The sequence below is a fragment of the uncultured Candidatus Kuenenia sp. genome, from assembly GCF_900696675.1.
GTDB lineage: Bacteria > Planctomycetota > Brocadiia > Brocadiales > Brocadiaceae > Kuenenia > Kuenenia stuttgartiensis_A.
Window position 1 is genome coordinate 25,915 of sequence record NZ_CAADGZ010000008.1, and the last position, 21,658, is coordinate 47,572.

Here is a 21,658-nt window from a genome sequence, read left to right on the forward strand (position 1 = left end):
TGTTTTTATAAAATGACAATACCCTGTGTTTTTAAAAGAAGGCATTACACCCTTTCTGCTCTGGTGTTTCCAATGATCTTCTTTTTTATAACGGGATGCGGTTACAGCTCAAAGTCATTGCTTCGTTCAAATGTTCGAAGCATCTATGTCCCCATTTTTGATAATGATACCTTTCGCAGAGGATACGAATTCGATTTAACCAGGGCAGTACGCGACCAACTGTTGTTAAGAACAAATTTGCGTATTGTTGACAAAGATGAAGCAGATTCCATTCTGTTTGGAAAAATTTCAAGTGTAAATGAAAATGTATTAATTGAGGACAGAAAAGACAATATTGTGGAAAGTAGGGTAACTATCAGGGCGGACATTCGATGGGTTGATACACGGACGGGAAGGGCAATCGTTGAACGGAAGAATATAAAAGGCACGACAGAGTTTATTGTTTTAAGAAATGAAACGCTCACTTCTTCCAGTAACGAATCATTTGTAAAATTGGCGCAAAGTATTGTGGAATCAATGGAGGAAGATTGGTGGTAACACAGCAGTAATTTCTTCGCACTTTTGGCAAAATATTTAATGGCTCCTTATGCAATCTACAATCAGCCGTCGGCAGTCGGCAGTTGGCAAATTGCAGATTGAGGACTGGGGATTGTTTTCAGGTTTGTCAGATTTAGGATTTTACCGTTTAATGTACGGGAGTGTTTTATAATCATGTTGTTTATGTAATACTGTACCACCAGATTAAATGCAGGAAGATACGAACGGAAGCATTCAGGAAAATTCAGGCAACGGGCATTTTGAAATTGATTACCCTCGGGGAAAGTTGTGCCTGGGCAGGAAAACGCTCGTTATGGGTGTCTTGAATATAACGCCCGACTCCTTTTATGATGGCAATAAGCATTTTGTTCACGAAGATGCAATTGAATACGCGCATAAGATGGTAGCTGAAGGAGCGGATATTATTGATGTTGGTGGCGAATCTACCAGACCTGGGGCGAGTCCGATATCTGAGGAAGAAGAATTAAAGAGAGTGATTCCGCTGATAAAGATACTATCAAAAGAGATCAATAAACCTATCTCCATCGATACATACAAGGCAGTTGTAGCAAAGAGATCAATTGAAGAGGGTGCGTCAATGGTAAATGATATTGGCGGATTGATTGACGACAAAAACATGTCAAAGGTAATTGCCGGGGCAAGAGTGCCTGTTATCATAATGCATAAAAAAGGGTCTCCTGTGACAATGCAAAAAAATCCCATATGTAAAGATCTGTTTCCGGAAATAATGTCCTGTTTGAAGAGATCCATTTCTACCGCAATGGAAGCAGGAATTGAGAAAAGTAAAATAATTTTGGATCCGGGGATAGGTTTTGGCAAGACTATGCAGCAAAATCTTGAAATACTGAAAAAGCTATACGAGTTTAAGAGAATGGGATATCCTTTGTTAATAGGCACATCACGGAAAAATTTTATTGGAGCGCTATTGAATGTTTCGGCACAGGAGCGGTTATACGGAACGCTTGCCACCCTTGCCGTGTCAATTATGAATGGCGCAAATATCATACGGGTACATGATGTGAAAGCTGCTGTCCATGTGGCAACAATATGCGATGCGATAAGGAATGCTTAAGATGTTAGAAAACCTGTCAGTATTATTCGGAGATATCAGCGGGCGTATGATTCTACGGTCAGCGGGGGAGATATTTCTTATTTATATAATGCTTTATGCCGTTCTCAGAATCATGCAGGGTACTAGTGGTACAAGCATTTTAAGAGGTGTGGCGTTTATTATTGTTTTAATCTCCGTAGGTATATTGTTTTTTATAAGGAAACTGCAATTATATACAATCAATTGGCTGGTAACGGAATTTGTGCCGGTGTTTATTGTGCCAATGATTATTTTATTTCAACCGGAATTCAGGCGTGCATTGTTTAGGCTTGGTCAGAGCCCTGTTTTCAGCGTCATGGCGAAACCTGATTACCGTGTAGTTGATGAAATACTTAAGGCTGTCGGGATTTTATCAAAAAAGAGAATAGGTGCGCTTATTGCTATAGAAAGGGAAGCAGGCCTGAACAACTTTGCAGAAACCGGGATTAAACTAAATGCTGATGCCACCAGTGAACTGCTATGTTCTATCTTCTGGCCAGGTTCTCCATTGCACGATGGCGCGGTTATTATTCAGGAGCAGAAAATAAGCGCTGCCGGATGTTTGTTGCCGCTTACCGGAAATAAAGAATTATCAAAAGAGGTGGGAACACGTCACAGGGCGGCTGTCGGGCTTACAGAGGAAACGGACGCAATTGTGATTGTTGTATCTGAGGAGACGGGCAATGTGTCTGCGACATACAAAGGGACATTGAACCGGGGGGTTGATGATAAAGAATTGAAAAAGATTCTGAGTGAACTGTCCTCTGAAAAGTTTAGCCTTTCCAGGACTAAATAGTCGTGATTAAAGAAATAATTACCGGCAATCTTCTCACAAAATTTATGGCATTAGTGATGGCAATCGCCCTCTGGCTGTATGCAATTAACAGGCATACGGAAGATTTGACAGAAGTTGTGAGGCTATCAGTTTCTGTCCCAACAGGAATTACGGTGCTTGAGCAAAGTGCGGAAGATATTGTGGTGCATCTCAGAGGCCCTCAAAATGTGATTGAAACTACGAAGGGTCTGATCAAAGACCAAAAAGTTCATGCAAAATACGTTATCCAGGAATCTCCGGAGGGAATTGAGGATCAAATCAAACAGACGGTAATTATTGGCAGAGAACATCTCGGCCTGCCTAATTCCGTCAAATTAATATCCGTTTACCCTGAAAAAGTAAGCATCTTACTGGGAAAATTGCAAAAAAAAAGGCTTAAGGTTAATTTGCAAAAAAAGGGGGAGCCTGCTATCGGATATACCATTGCGAATGAATTTGTTTTTCCCGCCGAGGTAGAAGTTGAAGGCCCTTTGAATGCTTTAAAAGAGGTTGTCTCCATCAACACGATACCAGTCGATATTGGAGGTATTACCGTTGAACAAAACCGCACCTTTCCCTGGCGAATTGAGATTGATCAAAAAGTAACCGTTAAACATGGAGATAAAAGCATTACGGTACCAGTTGTCTGCGATCAGGATATACGCATGTGGCTGCAAGTGGTGGAAAAACAGGAAACCAGGGTTATAGAAAAGTTAAAAATAAAAATACTGATGCCGGATAATTATCCGTATGTTATTAAATTGAGAGATGAGTACGTCAATATAAAAATAAAAGGTTCAAAGCTTTTGCTGGAAAAGCTGAATCCGGAGGATATCTTGCCCTATGTTGATGTTACTTCATTAAAACCCCCGGGACCCTACAAACAGCCGATTAAATGCCATTTAAGCAAAAACCTTGAAATTGTTGATAAATTGCCCGATGCCCACCTTGATATCAGGGAAAGGGAGAACCCTTCAGAAAGCGGAAAACAATGATAAAGTTAGGCGTAAACATCGACCACGTTGCTACCCTCCGTCAGGCAAGAAAGACGTATGAACCAGATCCTGTGACTGCCGCCTCTTTTGCAATTCTTGGCGGCGCCGATATTATTACCGTTCATTTGAGAGAAGACAGAAGGCACATACAAGACCGGGATATACTATTACTCAGGGAAACGGTTTTTACCAAACTAAACCTTGAGATGTCCATTGCGGATGAAATTGTAGACATAGCAATTAAAACAAAACCCGAACAGGTCGCCCTCGTACCTGAAAAAAGGCAAGAGGTTACCACCGAGGGCGGACTTGATGTGGCGTCACAAAAAAGTGTTATTGGCAGGGTGGTAAAACGACTTGCCGATGCAGGCATATTGATAAGTCTTTTTATAGATCCTGAAGAAGAACAGATTATTGCTGCAAAAGAGGTTGGGTCACAGTTTATAGAACTGCATACGGGTAATTACGCAAATGCGAAGGATGTGAACTTAAGGGCGAAATGGACGGAAAAACTCAGACAAGGCATTAAGATTGCGCATGGTTTAGGTTTAAGGGTAAATGCAGGGCATGGGTTAACTTATCAAAATGTTGGACATATCGTGGAATCACTGGATGTAGAAGAGTTGCATATCGGGCATAGCATCGTTTCCCGATCTGTTTTTGTCGGAATAAAAAAAGCCGTGCAGGAAATGAAGGATTTGATTTTCAGGCACAGTATGGCAAAGCCGGGGACTTCGTTGGACTAACCTGTAATTTATATAGGAATTTTCGCCGAAGGCCTGACTTAAATAAACGATTGCATTTCAAAAGGTAGAAAGCGTTATTTCTTGCGTACCATAATTGTGTTTTTGTTATTTCTGAAAAAGGAGCTTGATTATGTTTAAAGGTTCCCTTGTGGCCTTGGTAACCCCCTTTAATAATGGGCAAGTTGATTATAAAAAATTAAAAGAGCTTGTTGAATTTCATATTGAGAACGGAACAAATGGAATCGTTCCCTGCGGCACAACCGGCGAGGCCGCAACGCTTTCTTTTGAAGAACATGAACAGGTGGTAAGCGAGGTGGTAAATTATGTATCCGGCAGGATACCCGTTATCGCGGGAGCGGGTTCGAACAATACCAAAGAAGCCATCCATTTGACAAAACATGCCAGAAAAACAGGGGCAGACGGTGCTTTGGTCATTACTCCTTATTATAATAAACCAACCCCTGAAGGGCTTTACCGGCATTATAAAGCAATAGCAGAAGAGGTTGATATTCCCATTGTAATATATAATGTACCTTCCAGGACGGGTATTTCTATTTTGCCCGAAACCGTGGCAAGGCTTGCTGAAATGAAAAACATTGTTGCAATAAAAGATGCTAGCGGAAATATCGATCAGGCAACTAAAATATCGCAACTGTGCAATATAACAGTTCTTTCCGGAGAAGATTCCCTTATCCTCCCTATTATGTCCGTGGGAGGGAAAGGGGTAATATCGGTAACCGCCAATATAGCCCCGTCCGATACCGCCGCTCTCGTCAGGCATTGCTTAGAAGGCAATTTCGGAAAGGCGTTGGAATACCACTACAAGCTCTTTCCGTTATGCAAAGGGATGTTTATCGAGACAAATCCCATTCCTGTCAAGACGGCTATGAAATTATTAGGGAGGCTAAACGGTGAGATGCGTTTGCCACTGTGCGAGATAACGAAAGAAAATGAGGAAAGACTAAAGACTGTATTAGAAGATTATGGATTATTGTCATAAAGGAGCTTTTTTTGATAGATAAGGAAAAAATTCAGGCTGCTATACGTTTATTTATAGAAGGCATCGGAGAAGATCCCAACCGTGAAGGATTGCAGGAAACACCTGAAAGGGTTGCCGAAATGTGCGAAGAGATATTTGCAGGTATCGGGCAGGATTCTCACTCTGTAATTAAGGTATTAAAATCTGAAAAATACGACGAAATAGTTCTTTTAAAAGACATACCTTTTTATTCCATGTGTGAACACCACCTCCTTCCTTTCAGCGGAGTTTCCCATGTTGCCTATATCCCCCAGGGGAACAGGGTAACAGGCATCAGTAAGCTTGCCAGAGTGGTTAATATTGAAGCAAGGCGGCCACAGGTACAGGAAAGGCTTACGACAGATATTGCCGAATCTATCATGAAGGCATTAAAACCCAAGGGTGTTCTCGTCATTATTGAAGCAGAGCATCTCTGCATGACCATGCGAGGAATAAAAAAACCCGGCACAAAGGTGCTGACCTCCGTGGTAAGGGGCATATTTCGCGATAACCCCGCCACCCGTGCAGAAGTTATGGCATTAATCAAGGGACATTAAAAATCCGTAATATTTTAGTTTTTTGAAAAAGCAGAATGCTCTTTCCCAAGTTCCGCAAACTGGGTCAAATGTTCAATATTCAATTCTCAAATTGTTGCTCATTTGCCTCTATTCTTTTACATTGAATATTAATTTTTAAAAAGGTACTATGGCTCAATCCTCACAGATACAAATATCAATTCCGGGGCATTGCTTCCCGTAAAATTCATTTGATGTAAATGACAATGTTAAGGAAAAATTTTAATAGTTAATCGGTATATTATGCGAAGAAGAAATATATTTGACAAAATAGCGGCCGTCGTGCGTGGAACAGAGAAAAGATTTACAAAAAAACTGGACATATTTACGGCACTTTATCGTTTGCTCATCGTGTCAGCCCTTTTTTTTTGCAACGGAAAGATGGTCTTCGGAGAGGCAAAAAACGTGGACGAAAAATTGCCCCAGGCGGCATCGTCTTCATCAGTTGAAATGCATTCAAATCTGAAGTTTATGAATATCGGCCTGAAAGACAGCATTGTATATGCATTAAAAAATAATTTTGATATTGAGATATCACGGTTAGATACGAAGGCAAGAGGTCACGACATTGCAATAGAAAAGTCGGTATTTGATCCTACCTTAGAGATAACCGGAGGCATTAATAACAAAAAAACCCCCATCAACAGCGCACTGGTAAGTGGAGAAACAACCACTACCGAGACAACCCCTTTCGTTTCTGAAGGAAAGACGGGTAATGCTGTCTTGCGATCACTGATACCTACAGGCGCGACTCTTTCTTTAGAATACAATTTATTTCGGGAATTTGTAGATCCGCAGGCGTTTACGTTGCTTACTCCAACGTATGCAAATTACATAGAAGCAAAGATTACTCAGCCTTTGTTAAAAGGCGCCGGCTGGTTTTATAACCGAAGCCCCATTTATATCGCCAGAAATAATAAAAAGATATCATTCGCACAATTTAAAAGCACTGCTATTGAAGTTTCTAATGCTGTTCAAGAGGCATATTGGAATTTCGTAAAGGCAATTGAGGACTTGAAAGTGGCAAAAAAATCTCTGGAACGAGCGGAAGATTTACTGCGGAAGAATAAAATAGAGGTAGAATCAGGAACCCTTGCACCCATCGAAATTATTGAAGCAGAGTCGGGGGTGGCGTCACGGGTTGAAGCAATAATTTCTGCCGAAAATGCAATCAGGGACAAAGAAGATGAATTGAAAAGAATACTGAATCTCGCAGACAGTGAGATTATTTCTGATGTGGAAATTGTTCCCGTTGACAAACCAACATTCGAACCAAAAGAAGTTCCGCTGAAAGAGACTATTAAAATTGCAATGGAGAAACGTCCTGAATTAAAGGAATTGCAAATAGAGGTCGAAAATGCGGGCATGGAAGTACGAAGGAAAAAGAATGAACTATTTCCTAAATTGGATCTTACCGGTGGAGTTCGTTATTCAGGGCTTGGGGGTACCATTGATGGTGCCCATGACTCTACATTTTCAGGGGATTTTCAGGGAGAATTTATCACCCTGACCTTTGAAGTTCCTATTGGTAACAGGGCAGCCAGAAATGACTACAAAAAAGCAAAGCTTGGTAAAGAACAGTCTGCCCTGAATGTGAAAAAGAAAGAACTGGATATTGTTGTAGAGGTGAGAGGGTCGGTTCGTGAAGTAATGACGAACATTGAAAGGGTTATGGCCACCAGAAAGGCGAGGGAATTAGCACAAAAAAGACTGGAAGTCGAAGAAAAGAAATACAGCGTGGGACGATCAACCAGTCTGGAAATTCTCCGCGCCCAGGAGGATTTAGCTACCGCAGAAGGGAATGAAACAAAGGCGCTCACTGATTATGAAATATCTCGTGGTAGTCTCGAAGCTGCAAAAGGAACGATTCTCGATGCCTATAATATTCAGGTAGAAGAGGACATTACATGATATAAGGCACATAGAAAAATTTAATGTGCCTGTAATTGTCCTTTCTGCCAAGGCGAGAACACCTAGGATTCCTCACTTCGCTCAGTCTCCGGCAAAAATAAGGAACGGGAACTAAGGCTCAGGGTAGTTTACTAAAATACCTTTTTTAAATGCTGCGTTAAAAAAACGCGGGAAGGTTAAGGTTTTGGAAGACATTTGAGCAGGGATATGCATTTTAAATAAATGCCAGAGGTGGGACTCGAACCCACACCACCGGTGAAGATGACCAGATTTTGAGTCTGGCGTGTCTGCCAATTCCACCACTCTGGCATATTTTTATCCAGTATAATATTTTCCCGTAAATTATCAATGGTAATTTCAAAGATATTTTTAGCTTTTTTGATATGTTCTTGTTTCTTTTAATATGCTATTATTTAGCCAGCAAAATCAACGGTTAGAACGCTGTGTGTTATTTGTGTGGTCTGTTTTGTTTTCGTTTCTTTTTGTTCGGGGTACGACTGAGGTACGACCGGCAAGAGACTCCTTTTTCGGGGTAGGGGGGTATGCCAAGGACTTGGCATTGCAATCACACAATTGATTCCACTATCTAACTTTTTTTGCATAAAGGGCTAGGGATGATCACCCGAAAGCCGCAATCCTGAGCGGTTGCCCTTTTTCTACTTTCAGGGTTATCTGCAGGAGGGTAACGCTATGGCTGAAACAACTGAATATGACACCTTTTTAAAGGAAACATTTCAAAGTTACTATAAATTTATTACTTATTATAATTGTTATAGGAATGGTGATTCTATTAATGAAACGGCTCGCAAAAAGATTAAGGAATTTGCGGAGATTTTATCACCGGAATGTCTACTCTTAGCTACTCCAAGTGGTAAGTTAATTACTTCTTACGAAGATGTAAGAACATTAGAGAGGGAAGTTTTTAACGACAAGAAATATCCGCCTCATTTATCCGTAGATAGAGAGGAAAACCTGTGTGAATATTTTTATGTTCAATATGGGTTAATTTTAAAAAGGTTAGCGTCAAAAGAGACACTTGAGAAAAAAACACTGAATGACACGGTATTCTTTGACGTAGAAAACGGATATCTATGGCTTGATAGTAATGAAAAAGAAAAGATTGAGCCTGAAGATGCAAAAATTCTTAAAGCTATAATAGACATTTTCACCAGTAACAATCGTTCGGCCTGTAGAATCGAAGAGGTCTGTTCGAACGCTTTCCACGGAAAGCTCTCTACGAAGGATAAAATTATAAATAATCCAATGTATGGCAAGTATAGATCGGCGGCAAGCGCCATTAACAACAAATACAGGAAATTACTCAAAACAAATGATAGAAATTACAAGCTGATACGAGCAAATGGAAACCGAAATATAAAACTTTCAAAAAATGTAGTGTTCCGAAATATGTTCCGAAAACAGACCTGAAAGCCTTGTTTTTGCTGAATTTCTGACTAGGAACACTTTTCGGAACGTTTACAAGTTTAAATATTGAAATAAAATAAAAGCCGTAGTGAGACGGGAAACCGCCTTCTACGGCTTATTTTTTTGGGTTTTTTAGGGAGGAAAAATCGTGACATCTTATCGACACATTAATGTGCTTTTAGACATGTCCTTGTACTTAGAGTTGAGGGACTTGTGCAAGAAGTTGGAGAGGCCGTATTCGCAAATCGTTCGGGAGTCTTTGTATATTTTTATTGAAAGCCAAAAAAAGATAAAAAGCGCAGGCGTTTGAGAGCGTTTGAGCATTTGTATAGCGTTATACTCGCACGCATGGGGTATGTAAATCTGATAAACTTTTTTTGCGGAATGGAGAATATAGCATGCTTAACAAACAAAAAATATTAGAAGCACTTAAAGATGAGGGTTTGATTGTAAACAGAATTGCAGGCAAGTACATTGCAGTCGAACTCAGCGAAGATGATGAGAGTGTTCTGCAAGATGTAGTACCGGTACTCCAAACAGCCATAATTAAAATCGGGATTGTTAAAACTGGCGATGCTTTCACATCAGATGCAGAAGTCTCACATGCGATTGCATGTTTAGGCTATGACAAGGAAGGGGGTGATATTATGAGCGATTGGTAGTACGGCTATTGGGGGTTAGCTGGTTTCAAAATCTTAGGCAAAGGAGCTTTAGTAAATCAAATAAACCAATAACCTGTTAGAGGATTTCAGAAATGTATATTGAACCGGATGCACGAACAGATAAAGAAAAAAAGCAGTATGTTTTACGGCGTCAACGAGCCTCTCGAAAAAAAGAACTGCAAGATGCGCTGGACATGGCGCAAAAAGCAATATTGACACTGAGACTTACGCCGCAGCTTGCGAATGACGAAAAGAGTTTGCGGGAACTCTTAGAAATCATTCAAACGCCAAAAGCCATACAGGCTGAGACACCTATGGAAAGGCTTGAAAGAATATCGCAGAGACTACACCATAAAACAAACTGGCAACGAATCGATAGCCACGTAGACTGTATATACCAATGTTGCAAAGAATACAGAAATGCCGGAGCCAGAATCAAAAAACGCATAGAATCAGCCGATAGAGGGAGCTTAGCAAAATATGGAACATAAATCAATCAATAAAACCGAAATACTCAAACGGCTAGACAAGACAAAAATCATTCAATGCTTAATACCTTCGGCGAAAATCAACGGCAAACCTGACGTGTTGGGGCTTTGTCCAAACCATAATGACACAAATCCGTCCTTAAGTATCAATACCGAAACCGGGCTTTTTAATTGTTTTTCATGCGGATTCAAAGGGGACATACTTACGCTATACCAAAAGGCAAAGGGCGTTGACTTTCCCATAGCATTGAAAGAATTGGCAGTTATTGCCGGTGTCAAAGGCGACAGCATACCAAAAGTCGTTGCGGCGTTTAAGTACGTAGATTTGTGCGGAAATTTGCTCTATACGAAGGAACGGGTAGAGCCGGGGCGTAATGGTAAGTCTAAGGAGTTTTTCTTCAAGCATTCAAACGGGAAGGGTAGGGGTTGCGACCCTGTACCTTACCGCCTGCATGAAATCATACCAGCAAAGGAAGTTTATATCGTAGAGGGCGAAGCGAAGGCAGACCTCTTGCACGAATGGGGACTAACTGCGACCTGCCTTGATTCAGGCAGTAATTCACCGTGGCGGGCTGAGTATTCAGAAGCCTTTAAGGGTAAAGAAAAGGTGATTATCCTGCCGGATAACGATAAACCGGGTCGTGACTATGCCTTGAGAATAGCCAATGCCTTATACGGCAAAATTGACAGCTTAAAAGTCATTGAACTGCCGGGGCTTTCAGAAAAAGGCGACATTATTAATTGGACTGCAACGCCGGGGAACGACAAAAACAAACTGTTCGCTATTATCGAAAATACGGCGATATGGACACCGGCGGGAGCTACCAAAGCGGACGGACTAACAATGGGCTTAACACATGCCAAAGACCTTCTGAATGAGGTTGAAGATGAAACAAACTGGCTTGTCGATGAATTATTGCCGTCTGGGGGGTTTTCAGTGATAACCGCAAAGCCGAAAGTGGGGAAATCGACCCTTACGAAGCAAATGGCGCTAAACATTGCCAGAGGTGAGCCTTTTCTTAGTAGGGCGGTTACACAAGGCGCAGTGATATATCTTGCATTGGAAGATAAGCGAGCGGAAATACGCAAACACCTAAGAGCGATGGGAATGACCGGCGATGACCCATTCTACCTTTACGCAGGCGGAGCGCCATTGGATGCCATAAAAAGGATAACGGCAGATATCGCAGCCATTAAACCGGTTTTGCTGGTGATTGACACCCTGTTTAGGCTTGTCCGGCTGAAAGACGGCAACGCCTATAACGAAGTTACTAACGCACTTGACCCATTAATTCGGCTGGCCAGGGATTCAGGGGTATCAATTCTTGCCGTCCATCATTCAAGAAAGGGCGATAGTGGTATCGACGATTGTTTATTAGGCAGCACCGCGATACTCGGCAGTGTTGACACGACCATTCTTCTGAAGCGTTATGAAGGCTACCGGACAATTCAAAGCAGGCAACGCTATGGCGATGACATGGAAGAAACCGTATTGGTTTTTGACAAGGCGACAGGGACGACTGGTATCGGCGGAGCTAAAGAAGGACAAGATATCCGTCTAATGGAAAATACCATTCTTGAATTTTTAGAGAAACAGGCCGAACCGGTTGACGAAAAAACCATTCATGCTGAAACGACCGGTGGACGTTTGCCAAAGCAAAAAGCACTTCGAGAGTTGTTGGAATCCGGCAAAATAGTACGAACAGGCGAGGGCAAAAGAGGCAATCCATTTCTGTATTCTGGTACTCTGGTACAAAGTGGTACGCCAGAAAAAACAGAAACTTCGTACCAGCTTTTTGACCAAAAAAATGACCCTAAAAAAGATTCTGGTACTCTGGTACGCAGGTATACATTAGTACCAGAAAAAAGAAATGATAAATCCGGCTGTGAACCGCATGGTTGTAAGGAAGATTCTGGTACTCTGGTACACGCATACGAGGAACATGAAAAAAACAATCACGTACCAGTATTTTTGGATGAAAAACCAACGCCAAATTCTGGTGAAAATCCGGATGATGAAATCCCTGAAATTGAATTTTTAGAGGTGAAATAATGTACAAAGTGAAACGTGAATTTAAGGTAAAAGTGAAAGGCGAAGTGATGGTGATGGTGGTCGGCAGTGTAATTGATTTGCCAGATGAAGCCGCAAAGATGTTTCTCGAACAGGGCAAAATTGAGCCGGTGGATAACCTAGCCGAACGTATGGCAATCATGGGTGAAAATACACATCCTGATGAAGTGTTACCTTATGTTACAGGATTCAACAGTCTGGTGATACCGTTTGCTTCACCAGCACGTTACCATTATTGGCAAGGTGGTCAATCACCATGCGATACCTTAAAAGAATTAGGTAGGTGCGACCTACTAGATAAATACCGACATGTTTCGGGTAATTAAGGCTTTTTAACAATTTTAATGTAGAGGAGACAGAAAAATGAGTGAAACTGTAAAACTTTTGTTAGGCATGGATGAAGCAAGCAAGCTTTTAGGGTTAAAGAAAAGCACGTTATATCAAATGGTAATGCGGAAACAAATCCCTGTGTGTAAGGTCGGCAAGCTGAACCGGTTTCGCATGGAAGATTTACGGAAGTACATCGAAAGGAACATGGTCAATGCCTAAAAACAGCGCACTGAACCCTTTACCGAAAAAAAACTTTAAAATTGACATTGGGCGAGCGTTGGAGTTGCGTTTCAAAAACGGAATGTCATATGGTGAAATTGCAAGGCATTTCGGAGTTTCTAAGTCTTACGTCCACGGCATTTTACAGAGATTCACGAACCTTATCAGGGAGCCAGAGGAATTGGAGTTTTACGAGAAGTACAAGACGAAACTCCTTTCCTCTGCGGAACTTAAGATATTAGAAAAGCTCATGGACGATGAAACTATAAAAGGGGCAACGCTAAATAATGCCGCATACGCTTTCCAGAACCTGTTTAACGCCAATAGGTTAGAACGTGGCAAGTCGACCGCAAATATCGATATTCACCATACACAGGAAGAGGTTGAGGCGCTTGACGCAGAGTACGAAGAATTGAAAGGACTGCTGGAGAATCGATGAAAACGGCGTTGAAATCGCCTGTCAATCGTATTGGCGGCAAATACCAGTTAACCGGCTGGTTATCGCAATTCATGCCGGGGCATGTTTGCTACGTTGAACCTTTTGCCGGTGCGGGGCATGTGCTATTTAGCAAGCGTCCTTCACCGGTTGAGGTTATCAACGATATTGACGGCAATTTGATAGGCTTCTTTCAGGTGGTAAAAGATACTGAAAAGAGGTCAAAGCTTATAGAAACACTTGAATTTATGTTGTATTCAAGGCGTTTGTGGCAAGATATCCGGTGCAGGTGGAAAGCTGGTAATTTACCGCAAGATGAGATTGAGAGAGCGGCAGAATGGTTTTACCTTAACCGTTCAACCTATGGCGGTGACATGCAGGCAGGCGGCTTTGCTTTGCCGTCTACAACAGGTCGTAACCCGGCACAAAGTTATCAAACTGCAATATCGGGGCTTGAGCATGTTGCTAGCAGGCTAAGAGGTGTCACCATTGAATGCTTACCTTATAATGAAGCTATCCGGCGTTATGATTCAGAAACTACTCTGTTCTATTGCGACCCGCCTTATTTGAATGCAGAAGGGTACTATAGCCAGAATTACTCCAAAAACGACCATTTTAAGCTGTCTGAATTGCTTCACGGTGCTAAGGGTAAGGTCATGATATCGCATTACCAGAACAGCCTTTACGATGGTTTATACAAAGGCTGGCAGCGTTATACGTATGAAAGCTTTAAGGGTAGCCACAAAGCATATCCAGGAGCCGAAAAGCCTGTTACTGTGGAATGCCTTTACGCCAATTTTAAACCTTGCCGGAGCTTGTTTGGGTGACATCACTTCAAGTAATGTCACTGGAAGGGGTGTCGGTTGAAACGACCCCCTTGTCCGATTAAACCAATTACAGAAAGCAGTATGAAAAGAATTACGAGACTATCCATTGTATTTCCCTTTCTGAGCGGTATGGGTGTTTTAGCGGGTATGCTTCTTTTCTTGGTAATAAACAATTCCAAAGCCTGCAATAGCAAGAGCAAGTACAATCAAAAATAGTAATGTTAATGAGTCCATTTTATTCCTTTTGGTGAAATTATTCCACCGATTAAAAGTCCTGTATAGGTGAGCTTTGCTATGTCATATAAAAACTTAATAACATCTTCTCTTTGCTTATCATTCATGGGTTTATACTAACAATTAGAACAAATTACGTCAATGCAAAATAAAACAGATAAGAACACAATAGAAATACATTGACAATAAATTGAAAGTACGGTAGTACGTACGTAAATACTGGTGTTGACGGACACCACAAGATATATGCCTGATAAAACAGGCTGCGAAGGCAACGACATTCTTGAACCGTCATTCAAGGGTGTTTGTTGCCTTTTTTTGTTCAGGGGGTGAGTATGGGAGTCAGGTTTAGAAAGTATTTCCCACAATGCAAGGGCAAGCGTAATGCTGGCGATAAATACGGCAAGGTTGTTGAGAAAGGTATTGAATGCGAGGGGAAGCGTGGCAAGCATTGTCCGGAAGGCGTATCTTTGCCTTGTGGAGCATGGGCAATTGATTACAGGGAAACGGACGGCAGATGGGTTTCAAAGGTTTTTCCCGGCATATCACGGACGGAGGCAAGGGAGCGGCTGGAAGATATCCGGAGCAATATCAGAAGGGGTATGATAGGGCTACCACAAACACGAAAGACACCTTCGCTGAAAGACTACACCAAAAAGTATTTAGAGTTTTCTAAGGGCGATAAGGAGAATACATTATTGGCAAAGAAAAGAGCTATTAACGTATTGGCGCAGTATCTTGGGGATTACAGGCTGGACAAGATAACTACGTTTATCATTGAGAAATTCAGAATTGAACGCAGAGAAAAGGACAAGGTGAAGGATTCGGTTATAAATCAGGATATTGCAATATTAACCCATTTGTACAATACGGCAATAAAAGAGGGGGTAATTGATAAAACTCCATGCCAGAACGTAAAGAGACTCAAAACAGCACAAACAAAAGACCGGATATTGTCTCAGCCTGAAATTGCTTTATTGCTCGAAAAACTGCAAGGCAAAGACCGTCTAATGATATTGGTAGGACTCTTTACCGGGTTACGTTTAGGCGGTGTTTTAGGGCTTTCATGGGCTAATATAGACCTCAATAAAGGTTTAATCACTTCTAATCATAAGACCGGCAAGATAATATCAATTCCAATATCTGATTACCTTGCAGGTGAATTGTTGAAGTGGAAAGAAGCAAACACCGGCGACCGGCCATTTACCAATGGCAAGATAACGCAAAATACGATTATCCGGCATAGTGAATACTTCAGTAAGCTATTCAATGGCTTAGGCATTCAAAACTTTACATTCCACAATTTACGTCATACATTTGCAAGCATTCTACAGGCTGAATTAGGCATTGGCGCCATAGTAGTGCAAGGCATGACCGGACATTCAAGCTTAGGAATGTTGCAGAAATATTCACATACCGGCATGGACTCAAAGAAGATAGCTATCAATGCCCTGACTGAACATGTGTTGAATCAGAAGGACAAATCAACGCCAAAGACCGTTTTTGCTATAGCACAATAAAGTACGACTGAGGTACGACCATGCCTTTAGGACACCAACAACGAATTACCTTGTAAGGCTACAACGGTAAGGCTTTCAAGGTAATGGACAGAAAAAAACGTAAATTATCAATGGATATTTTTTGTTTTGTGCACTTAGATTGCTTCGTTGGAATCCTTTCCGGTTTGACCGTGACCCCCTCTATTGCTCCATAGGTTTTTTATAATACTGCATCGCCTCGGGTATTTTTTCTCTTATCTTCCTTATTCTGGTATCGTCAGAAGGATGGGTACTCATAAATTCAGGAACTGTTTCGCCATTCTTCGTATCTGCCATTCTCTGCCAGAAGTCTACCGCATGATGAGGGTCGTATCCCGCCATAGCCATAAAAATCAGCCCAAGATAGTCTGCCTCGCTTTCATGAAGGCGACTATAAGGAAGCAGAATGCCGTATTGACTGCCATACCCATATGCGGCAGAAACAACTTGTTTTGTCATATCCGATTTGCCGCTTAAAGCAACAGAAACCGCTGTTTCTCCCATTTGTGTCATTAATTCCTGGCTCATTCGTTCATTACCATGTTTTGCAACTGCATGCGCCACCTCATGTCCCATAACCACCGCGAGGCCGTTTTCGTCTTTTGTTACCGGCAATATTCCCGTATATACCACTACTTTTCCGCCTGGCATTGCCCATGCATTCACATCGTTACTTTCCACAAGATTAAATTCCCATGCATAATCCTTTAATTCATGAGACATGTTGTTTTGTGCAAAGTATTGTTCTACAGCACCTTGTATCCTTTTCCCAACCTTTTTCACCATGTTGGATTCTTCCTGGTTTTTACTCAACGCATTGGTTTTAACAAATTCCTGATATTGCTGGAAACTCATGTTAAGTATTGTTGATTCGGGAATAAAGCTCACTTGTTTTCTGCCGGTGATGGGTACAGAACTACACGATAAACAAAAAAAGGAAATAAGTATTAAGAAATAAGAAATGTTTTTTTTCTGAAAGTGCATTTTTCCGCTCCTTGTTATTAAACTTTATTATTCATCGCTATATTTTTCCCAGGATTTTCAGTTTCTTTTTCAATCCTGGGGAACAATGGCTTCCCTTTTTTTACGATAACGCCGCTTTTTATGATCTGCTGATATTCCAGGCAAGGGGATTCATTGTTTTCCAGAATACCAAGTTGTTTTTGTATTTCAATGCAGGTGTTTGGCATAAAAGGGTAAATAACTATTGAAATATCTTTGATTGCCTTTGCCAGCGAGCTGATTACATTTTTCAGTTGCGGTTTGTAGGCGCTCGTTTTTGCAAGCACCCATGGTTTTTTTTCTTCAATACATTTATTTGCGCTTCCCACAAACTCCCAGATTGCTTCCAACGCTTTGCTAAATTGAAGATTGTCCAATTCCTTGTTTATTTTACTGAGGGTGTTTTGAGAGATTTCCTTTAATACATCGTCTTTCTCTGAATATTCAGGTATCACTGCATCGAAATATTTTTCAATCATGGTGAGTGTACGTTGTAGCAGATTACCCAGGTCATTGCCAAGGTCAGAATTAATCCTGTTTGTTAAAGCGGTGTAGGAAAAATTGCCGTCGGATCCGAAAGGAACTTCTCTGAGGATGAAATACCGGTAAGCATCCGTACCATAGATTTGGATAATGTTTAATGGGTCTATTGCGTTTCCCAATGATTTGGAAATCTTTTGCCCTTCAATTGTCCACCAGCCGTGGGTAAAGATTTTAAAGGGTAATTCTATTTTTAATGACATAAGGATTGCCGGCCAGATTGCCCCATGAAACCACAATATTTCCTTTCCTATGATATGTACATTTGCAGGCCAGTATTTCTGGAATAGCTCCATATCATCATCATAGCCCAGAGCCGTTATGTAGTTCAAAAGTGCGTCTATCCAAACATATATTGTTTGCGTAGTATCCATGGGCACTTGAATTCCCCAGGTTACTGCAGATCTGCTTATGCTGATATCTTCAATATGAGAGGTTATTCTTTGGAGTATTTCATTTCGTCTTGATTCTGGTTGAATAAATTCCGGATGCTTATCATAGTGTTCAATAAGCGGTTTTTGATATTTTGATAACCGAAAGAAATAATTTTTTTCTTTTACTTTTTCTACATTGCGTCTGCATTCCGGACACCTTCCTTCATCGAGTTGCGTTTCTGTCCAAAAGCTTTCACAGGGGACGCAGTATCTCCCTTCGTATTCTCCAAGGTAAATATCGCCGTTTTCGAATAACTTCTGAAATATCTTTTTGACACGTTTAACATGCCGTTCGTCGGTGGTGCGTATGAAGTCGTCGTTGGAAATATTAAGATTTTCCCACAGATCTTTGAACTTGCCTACAACCATATCGACAAAATCATTAGGTGTTTTGTTGCAGGCTTCGGCAGCCTTTTGAATTTTCTGCCCGTGTTCATCTGAACCGGTCAAAAAAAATACGTCATATTGCTGCAATCTTCTGTACCTGGCTAAAACATCTGCGGCTATGGTAGTGTAAGAATGTCCGATATGAGGTATATCATTTACGTAATAGATAGGTGTGGTAAGATAAAAAGACTGTCTACCCATGGCCACAATCCTCTTTGCAGGATTGAAGACAATCGCTTTTCCCCTTCTGGGCGGGCGGTGCAGGTTTATTTTGTACCACCCGGGTTATCTCTTTTGTGGAAACGGTAAACCGGCTTCCATTTTCCAATTCCACAGTAACCTGTTGCTGCAAAATATCGTGGTTGATTATTTCTCCGATGCCTTTTGCGGTTTTCACGGAAGTTCCTTTTTTAGGAAGTCCTTGTTTTAACTCTTCATAAACGCGGTCCTCGTAACGCAGACAACACATCAACCTGCCACATCTCCCCGATATTTTAGAGGGGTCCAGGGTAGCTTTTTGGTTTTTTGCCATTTTCATCGTAACCGGTTCCAGGTTTTTCAGAAAAGACCGGCAGCATAGTTCCTGCCCGCAGTGTTCGTAATCCGCCAAAAGCCTTGCTTCATCGCGTACGCCAATTTGTTTCAACTCTATTCGCGCCTGATATTCTTTTGCAAGGTCCTTTACCAGTTCTCTGAAATCAACGCGTCCATTGGCAAGAAAATAAAAAATGATTTTTTTACTCCCAAATAAGTGCTCTACGTATGCAAGTTTCATGAGGAGTTTATGTTCTTTCATCTTCATTTGGCAAAATTTCGATTCGCTTGGGATGGTTTCCTGGTCTATTTTTTTCTGCTTTTCTTTATCCTCAGGTGTTGCTTTTCTCAAAACTTCCCCAAGATATTCGACGGATGCATCATCTTCTATTTCACGTACTTTGGCAATAACAGTGCCAAATTCTATTCCTCTGCTAGAGCGGATGATCACCTCGTCACCCCTTTTTATTGAGTTCATTGGCGCAAAAAAATCTCCGGTATTTTTTAATACGCCGTATCGAATGGTTAAAATTTGTCGCATATAAATCTATCGGGACAAAGCCTCGTACCTATAAAAAGTGTGTGAAACCACAGATTTTACGGATTACACAAATTATTGAGATTTTTCTTTGTGAAATCAGCGCAATCTGCGGTACCCGTAATTTCTTCTAAAACGTAACTCTTTTGTGAATACAAAACGCAGATACCGTTTTTAAATAGAAGTCTGCATTCCGCAATAATGAAACATCCATAGCCTTAAGGCGCAAATGGGATAAAATTTTTCGTATCACTTGAATTTTCTGGCAACAATTTCCACTATTACGGAAACATTCAGATAAAACGCATAAATATGAGTGAATAGTAGCAATTGCATTGCCTAATGTCAAGCTATAACGCTTTATTTGATTTTATGTAATTACTTAATAGAAACACACTTGCATTAATTATTTTAATTATGATATGATAATTTTTTGCAAAAAAAACCTGCAATTTCACAACAACGGGATTTTCAGGGTTTTACCTTCTCACACATGGAGAGTGGTATGTAATAGAGGGCAGTGCTATTGAATCAAATATAGAAGAACGAGTCGTGAATAGAAAGATGTGATGAAAATAATTAGTGATTTTTTTGAAAGGAAACACCGATGAAAAGATTTTCTATTTTTATATCATTTATAACGTTCGTCATTATCAGTAGCAATACTTTATTCGCTCAGGATGTATCAAATAAGGTGCAGTTGCTGGAAATTGTCATTTCAAATCTGGTATCCCGGATAGAATCACTTGAGAAGCGCGTTAATGTGCTGGAAAAACAGCTTACGGGGACTGCTGGTGTAAGTGAAGCGCCTAAAAAAAAGATGGATGCTAAAGTGCATCGTGAGGATTTTGTTGCCGCACCTGTTATGGTGGGGTATGAGGATATTGGGGACGGGTTTTTTGCCAGAAATGTACGTTTTAGTCCTTTTGGTGAAAACGTGTTATTAACAGGGGAAATCACAAACAAGTCCGGCAAAAATTACCGCTTTGCAAAATTTAAATTAAGCATTTACGATGATCGAGGCGTTTTTTTAAAAGAAGAGGAGTTTTCTATTCATGATATTCCGAACGAAAGCACAGAATCTTTTGAATCGATGATTGTCGGATTACCATCTGCTTTTATAAGTAAATATGAAATACGGTTCGCTAAATAAAATACCTCATTGAATAGCTCCGTCAGAGTAAACATTCATTAGCCGAGGGCACACAAAAGGGCATGAAAACATTTACTTATTTGGACATTTGACCCTACTTCCGTACCGATACTATACTCTAAAAACGGTGGGGTCGTCTATTTTTGATATACCAGTCAATTGTCTTTTGCAAACCTTCTTCAAACAGCATCCTCGCTTTAAATCCGAATTCTTTTTCAGCTTTAGACGTATCCAACCTTCGCCTTGGTTGACCATCGGGTTTTGAAGTATCCCAGACAATCCCTCCTTTGAAGTCTGTTAGTTTAGTAATCAATCCTACCAGATCTTTTATGGAAATCTCAAATCCTGCCCCAAGATTAACCGGGTCTGGTTTGTTATATTTTTCAGTGGCAAGGACAATCCCTTCCGCAGCATCTTCCACGTAGAGAAATTCCCGGGTGGGAGTACCTGTGCCCCAAACGGTAATAGACGGTTGAGGTTGAGAACGTGAGGGTTCAAAGTGCCCGGCCTCCGCCACCGCCGTAAAATATTTTGCCTCTATACATTTTCTTATAAGAGCCGGGATTACATGAGAAGATTCAAGATCGAAATTATCTCCAGGTCCGTAAAGGTTTACCGGTAAAAGATAAATAGCATTAAATCCATATTGCTGTCTGTATGCCTGCGACTGAACCAAAAGCATTTTCTTCGCCAATCCATAAGGTGCATTTGTTTCCTCCGGATAACCATCCCATAAATTCTCTTCCTTAAATGGTACAGAGGCAAATTTTGGATAAGCGCAAATCGTGCCAATGGATACAAATTTTTCTACCCCGGCCCGTCTTCCAGCCTCCAGCATTTGTACGCCCATCATCAGGTTGTCGTAAAAGAATTTCCCCGGACTCGACTGGTTAGCACCTATGCCGCCGACCCTTGCTGCAAGATGAATGACAATGTCTGGCATGGCATCCTTGTAAAGCCTTTTACAGGATTCATTTTCAACAAGATCGTAGTCTTTACTCCTTGGTACGAATATCTCTTTGCAGCCGCGCTCTTTTAGTTTTTCAATAACAAAGGAGCCGAGAAATCCGGCGCCGCCAGTGACAATTGTTCTTTTATTTATCCAGAAATCCATAATACTAGGAATGGTGTAT

At 41.0% G+C, this 21,658-nt stretch carries 22 protein-coding genes and 1 tRNA gene; 18 read left to right on the forward strand and 5 right to left on the reverse strand.

The genetic code is table 11. The features are described from left to right. Positions 1 to 12 precede the first annotated feature (12 nt). From QZT26_RS02670 to QZT26_RS02705, 8 genes are all read left to right on the forward strand, one after another. On the forward strand, positions 13 to 537 hold the full coding sequence (locus tag QZT26_RS02670) for an LptE family protein (protein WP_169703561.1): 525 nt from the start codon (positions 13 to 15) through the stop codon (positions 535 to 537). A 208-nt stretch (positions 538 to 745) separates the two neighbouring features. Continuing rightward, entirely contained in the window at positions 746 to 1,630 is an 885-nt protein-coding gene (folP, locus tag QZT26_RS02675; RefSeq protein WP_295100408.1) for a dihydropteroate synthase, read from the forward strand. Further along, complete coding sequence (cdaA, locus tag QZT26_RS02680) at positions 1,623 to 2,444, forward strand: diadenylate cyclase CdaA (RefSeq protein WP_164994580.1); 822 nt, start codon at positions 1,623 to 1,625, stop codon at positions 2,442 to 2,444. The genes folP and cdaA overlap by 8 nt, the downstream gene beginning before the upstream one ends. Positions 2,445 to 2,446: 2 nt before the next feature. Beyond that, a complete protein-coding gene (locus QZT26_RS02685) occupies positions 2,447 to 3,457 on the forward strand; it encodes a CdaR family protein (protein WP_099324480.1) in 1,011 nt (336 codons plus the stop codon). Beyond that, the gene (locus tag QZT26_RS02690; RefSeq protein ID WP_099324479.1) at positions 3,454 to 4,203 is read left to right on the forward strand and encodes a pyridoxine 5'-phosphate synthase; all 750 of its coding nucleotides are present in this window, start codon (positions 3,454 to 3,456) and stop codon (positions 4,201 to 4,203) included. The genes QZT26_RS02685 and QZT26_RS02690 overlap by 4 nt, the downstream gene beginning before the upstream one ends. A gap of 130 nt (positions 4,204 to 4,333) precedes the next feature. Next, entirely contained in the window at positions 4,334 to 5,203 is an 870-nt protein-coding gene (gene dapA / locus QZT26_RS02695; protein ID WP_099324478.1) for a 4-hydroxy-tetrahydrodipicolinate synthase, read from the forward strand. Positions 5,204 to 5,214: 11 nt separating this feature from the next. Next, on the forward strand, positions 5,215 to 5,778 hold the full coding sequence (gene folE / locus QZT26_RS02700; RefSeq protein ID WP_099324477.1) for a GTP cyclohydrolase I FolE: 564 nt from the start codon (positions 5,215 to 5,217) through the stop codon (positions 5,776 to 5,778). 261 nt (positions 5,779 to 6,039) lie between these two features. Beyond that, on the forward strand, positions 6,040 to 7,707 hold the full coding sequence (locus QZT26_RS02705) for a TolC family protein (protein WP_169703562.1): 1,668 nt from the start codon (positions 6,040 to 6,042) through the stop codon (positions 7,705 to 7,707). Positions 7,708 to 7,930: 223 nt separating this feature from the next. On the opposite strand, the gene QZT26_RS02710 is transcribed toward QZT26_RS02705, so the two are convergent. Then, positions 7,931 to 8,016, reverse strand: a tRNA-Leu gene (locus QZT26_RS02710). Positions 8,017 to 8,397: 381 nt separating this feature from the next. On the opposite strand from QZT26_RS02710, the gene QZT26_RS02715 reads away from it, so the two are divergent. From QZT26_RS02715 to QZT26_RS02755, 9 genes are all read left to right on the forward strand, one after another. Continuing rightward, positions 8,398 to 9,135 (forward strand): hypothetical protein, encoded by a 738-nt coding sequence (locus tag QZT26_RS02715; RefSeq protein ID WP_295100414.1) that lies wholly within the window; start codon positions 8,398 to 8,400, stop codon positions 9,133 to 9,135. Between the two features lie 395 nt (positions 9,136 to 9,530). Continuing rightward, positions 9,531 to 9,794 (forward strand): hypothetical protein, encoded by a 264-nt coding sequence (locus QZT26_RS02720; RefSeq protein ID WP_295100416.1) that lies wholly within the window; start codon positions 9,531 to 9,533, stop codon positions 9,792 to 9,794. A 92-nt stretch (positions 9,795 to 9,886) separates the two neighbouring features. Continuing rightward, complete coding sequence (locus QZT26_RS02725; protein WP_295100417.1) at positions 9,887 to 10,285, forward strand: hypothetical protein; 399 nt, start codon at positions 9,887 to 9,889, stop codon at positions 10,283 to 10,285. Then, positions 10,275 to 12,335 (forward strand): AAA family ATPase, encoded by a 2,061-nt coding sequence (locus QZT26_RS02730; RefSeq protein WP_295100420.1) that lies wholly within the window; start codon positions 10,275 to 10,277, stop codon positions 12,333 to 12,335. The genes QZT26_RS02725 and QZT26_RS02730 overlap by 11 nt, the downstream gene beginning before the upstream one ends. Then, positions 12,335 to 12,679, forward strand: coding sequence for a hypothetical protein (locus QZT26_RS02735; protein WP_295100423.1), 345 nt, complete (start codon positions 12,335 to 12,337; stop codon positions 12,677 to 12,679). Before QZT26_RS02730 ends, QZT26_RS02735 begins: the two co-directional genes overlap by 1 nt. A 37-nt stretch (positions 12,680 to 12,716) precedes the next feature. Next, positions 12,717 to 12,902: a helix-turn-helix domain-containing protein gene (locus QZT26_RS02740; RefSeq protein ID WP_295100425.1), complete on the forward strand. Its 186-nt coding sequence runs from the start codon at positions 12,717 to 12,719 to the stop codon at positions 12,900 to 12,902. Continuing rightward, positions 12,895 to 13,341: a helix-turn-helix domain-containing protein gene (locus tag QZT26_RS02745; RefSeq protein ID WP_295100428.1), complete on the forward strand. Its 447-nt coding sequence runs from the start codon at positions 12,895 to 12,897 to the stop codon at positions 13,339 to 13,341. Before QZT26_RS02740 ends, QZT26_RS02745 begins: the two co-directional genes overlap by 8 nt. Beyond that, positions 13,338 to 14,165: a DNA adenine methylase gene (locus QZT26_RS02750; protein WP_295100429.1), complete on the forward strand. Its 828-nt coding sequence runs from the start codon at positions 13,338 to 13,340 to the stop codon at positions 14,163 to 14,165. The genes QZT26_RS02745 and QZT26_RS02750 overlap by 4 nt, the downstream gene beginning before the upstream one ends. A 569-nt stretch (positions 14,166 to 14,734) precedes the next feature. After that, positions 14,735 to 15,919: a site-specific integrase gene (locus QZT26_RS02755; RefSeq protein ID WP_295100431.1), complete on the forward strand. Its 1,185-nt coding sequence runs from the start codon at positions 14,735 to 14,737 to the stop codon at positions 15,917 to 15,919. A gap of 180 nt (positions 15,920 to 16,099) precedes the next feature. On the opposite strand, the gene QZT26_RS02760 is transcribed toward QZT26_RS02755, so the two are convergent. Genes QZT26_RS02760 through ricT form a run of 3 tightly spaced genes read right to left on the reverse strand, consistent with a single transcriptional unit; the run spans position 16,100 to position 19,312 of the window. Then, on the reverse strand, positions 16,100 to 16,921 hold the full coding sequence (locus tag QZT26_RS02760) for a M48 family metallopeptidase (RefSeq protein WP_295100433.1): 822 nt from the start codon (positions 16,919 to 16,921) through the stop codon (positions 16,100 to 16,102). A 17-nt stretch (positions 16,922 to 16,938) separates the two neighbouring features. Continuing rightward, positions 16,939 to 18,501, reverse strand: coding sequence for a methionine--tRNA ligase (gene metG, locus QZT26_RS02765; protein WP_230405741.1), 1,563 nt, complete (start codon positions 18,499 to 18,501; stop codon positions 16,939 to 16,941). Continuing rightward, positions 18,494 to 19,312, reverse strand: coding sequence for a regulatory iron-sulfur-containing complex subunit RicT (gene ricT / locus QZT26_RS02770; RefSeq protein ID WP_295100437.1), 819 nt, complete (start codon positions 19,310 to 19,312; stop codon positions 18,494 to 18,496). Before ricT ends, metG begins: the two co-directional genes overlap by 8 nt. A gap of 667 nt (positions 19,313 to 19,979) precedes the next feature. Here ricT and QZT26_RS02775 point away from each other — a divergent pair. Continuing rightward, entirely contained in the window at positions 19,980 to 20,525 is a 546-nt protein-coding gene (locus QZT26_RS02775) for an FxLYD domain-containing protein (RefSeq protein ID WP_295100439.1), read from the forward strand. Between the two features lie 118 nt (positions 20,526 to 20,643). Here the strand turns inward: QZT26_RS02775 and QZT26_RS02780 are convergent, their stop codons facing one another. Next, positions 20,644 to 21,639, reverse strand: coding sequence for a GDP-L-fucose synthase (locus tag QZT26_RS02780; RefSeq protein WP_295100440.1), 996 nt, complete (start codon positions 21,637 to 21,639; stop codon positions 20,644 to 20,646). Positions 21,640 to 21,658 lie beyond the last annotated feature (19 nt).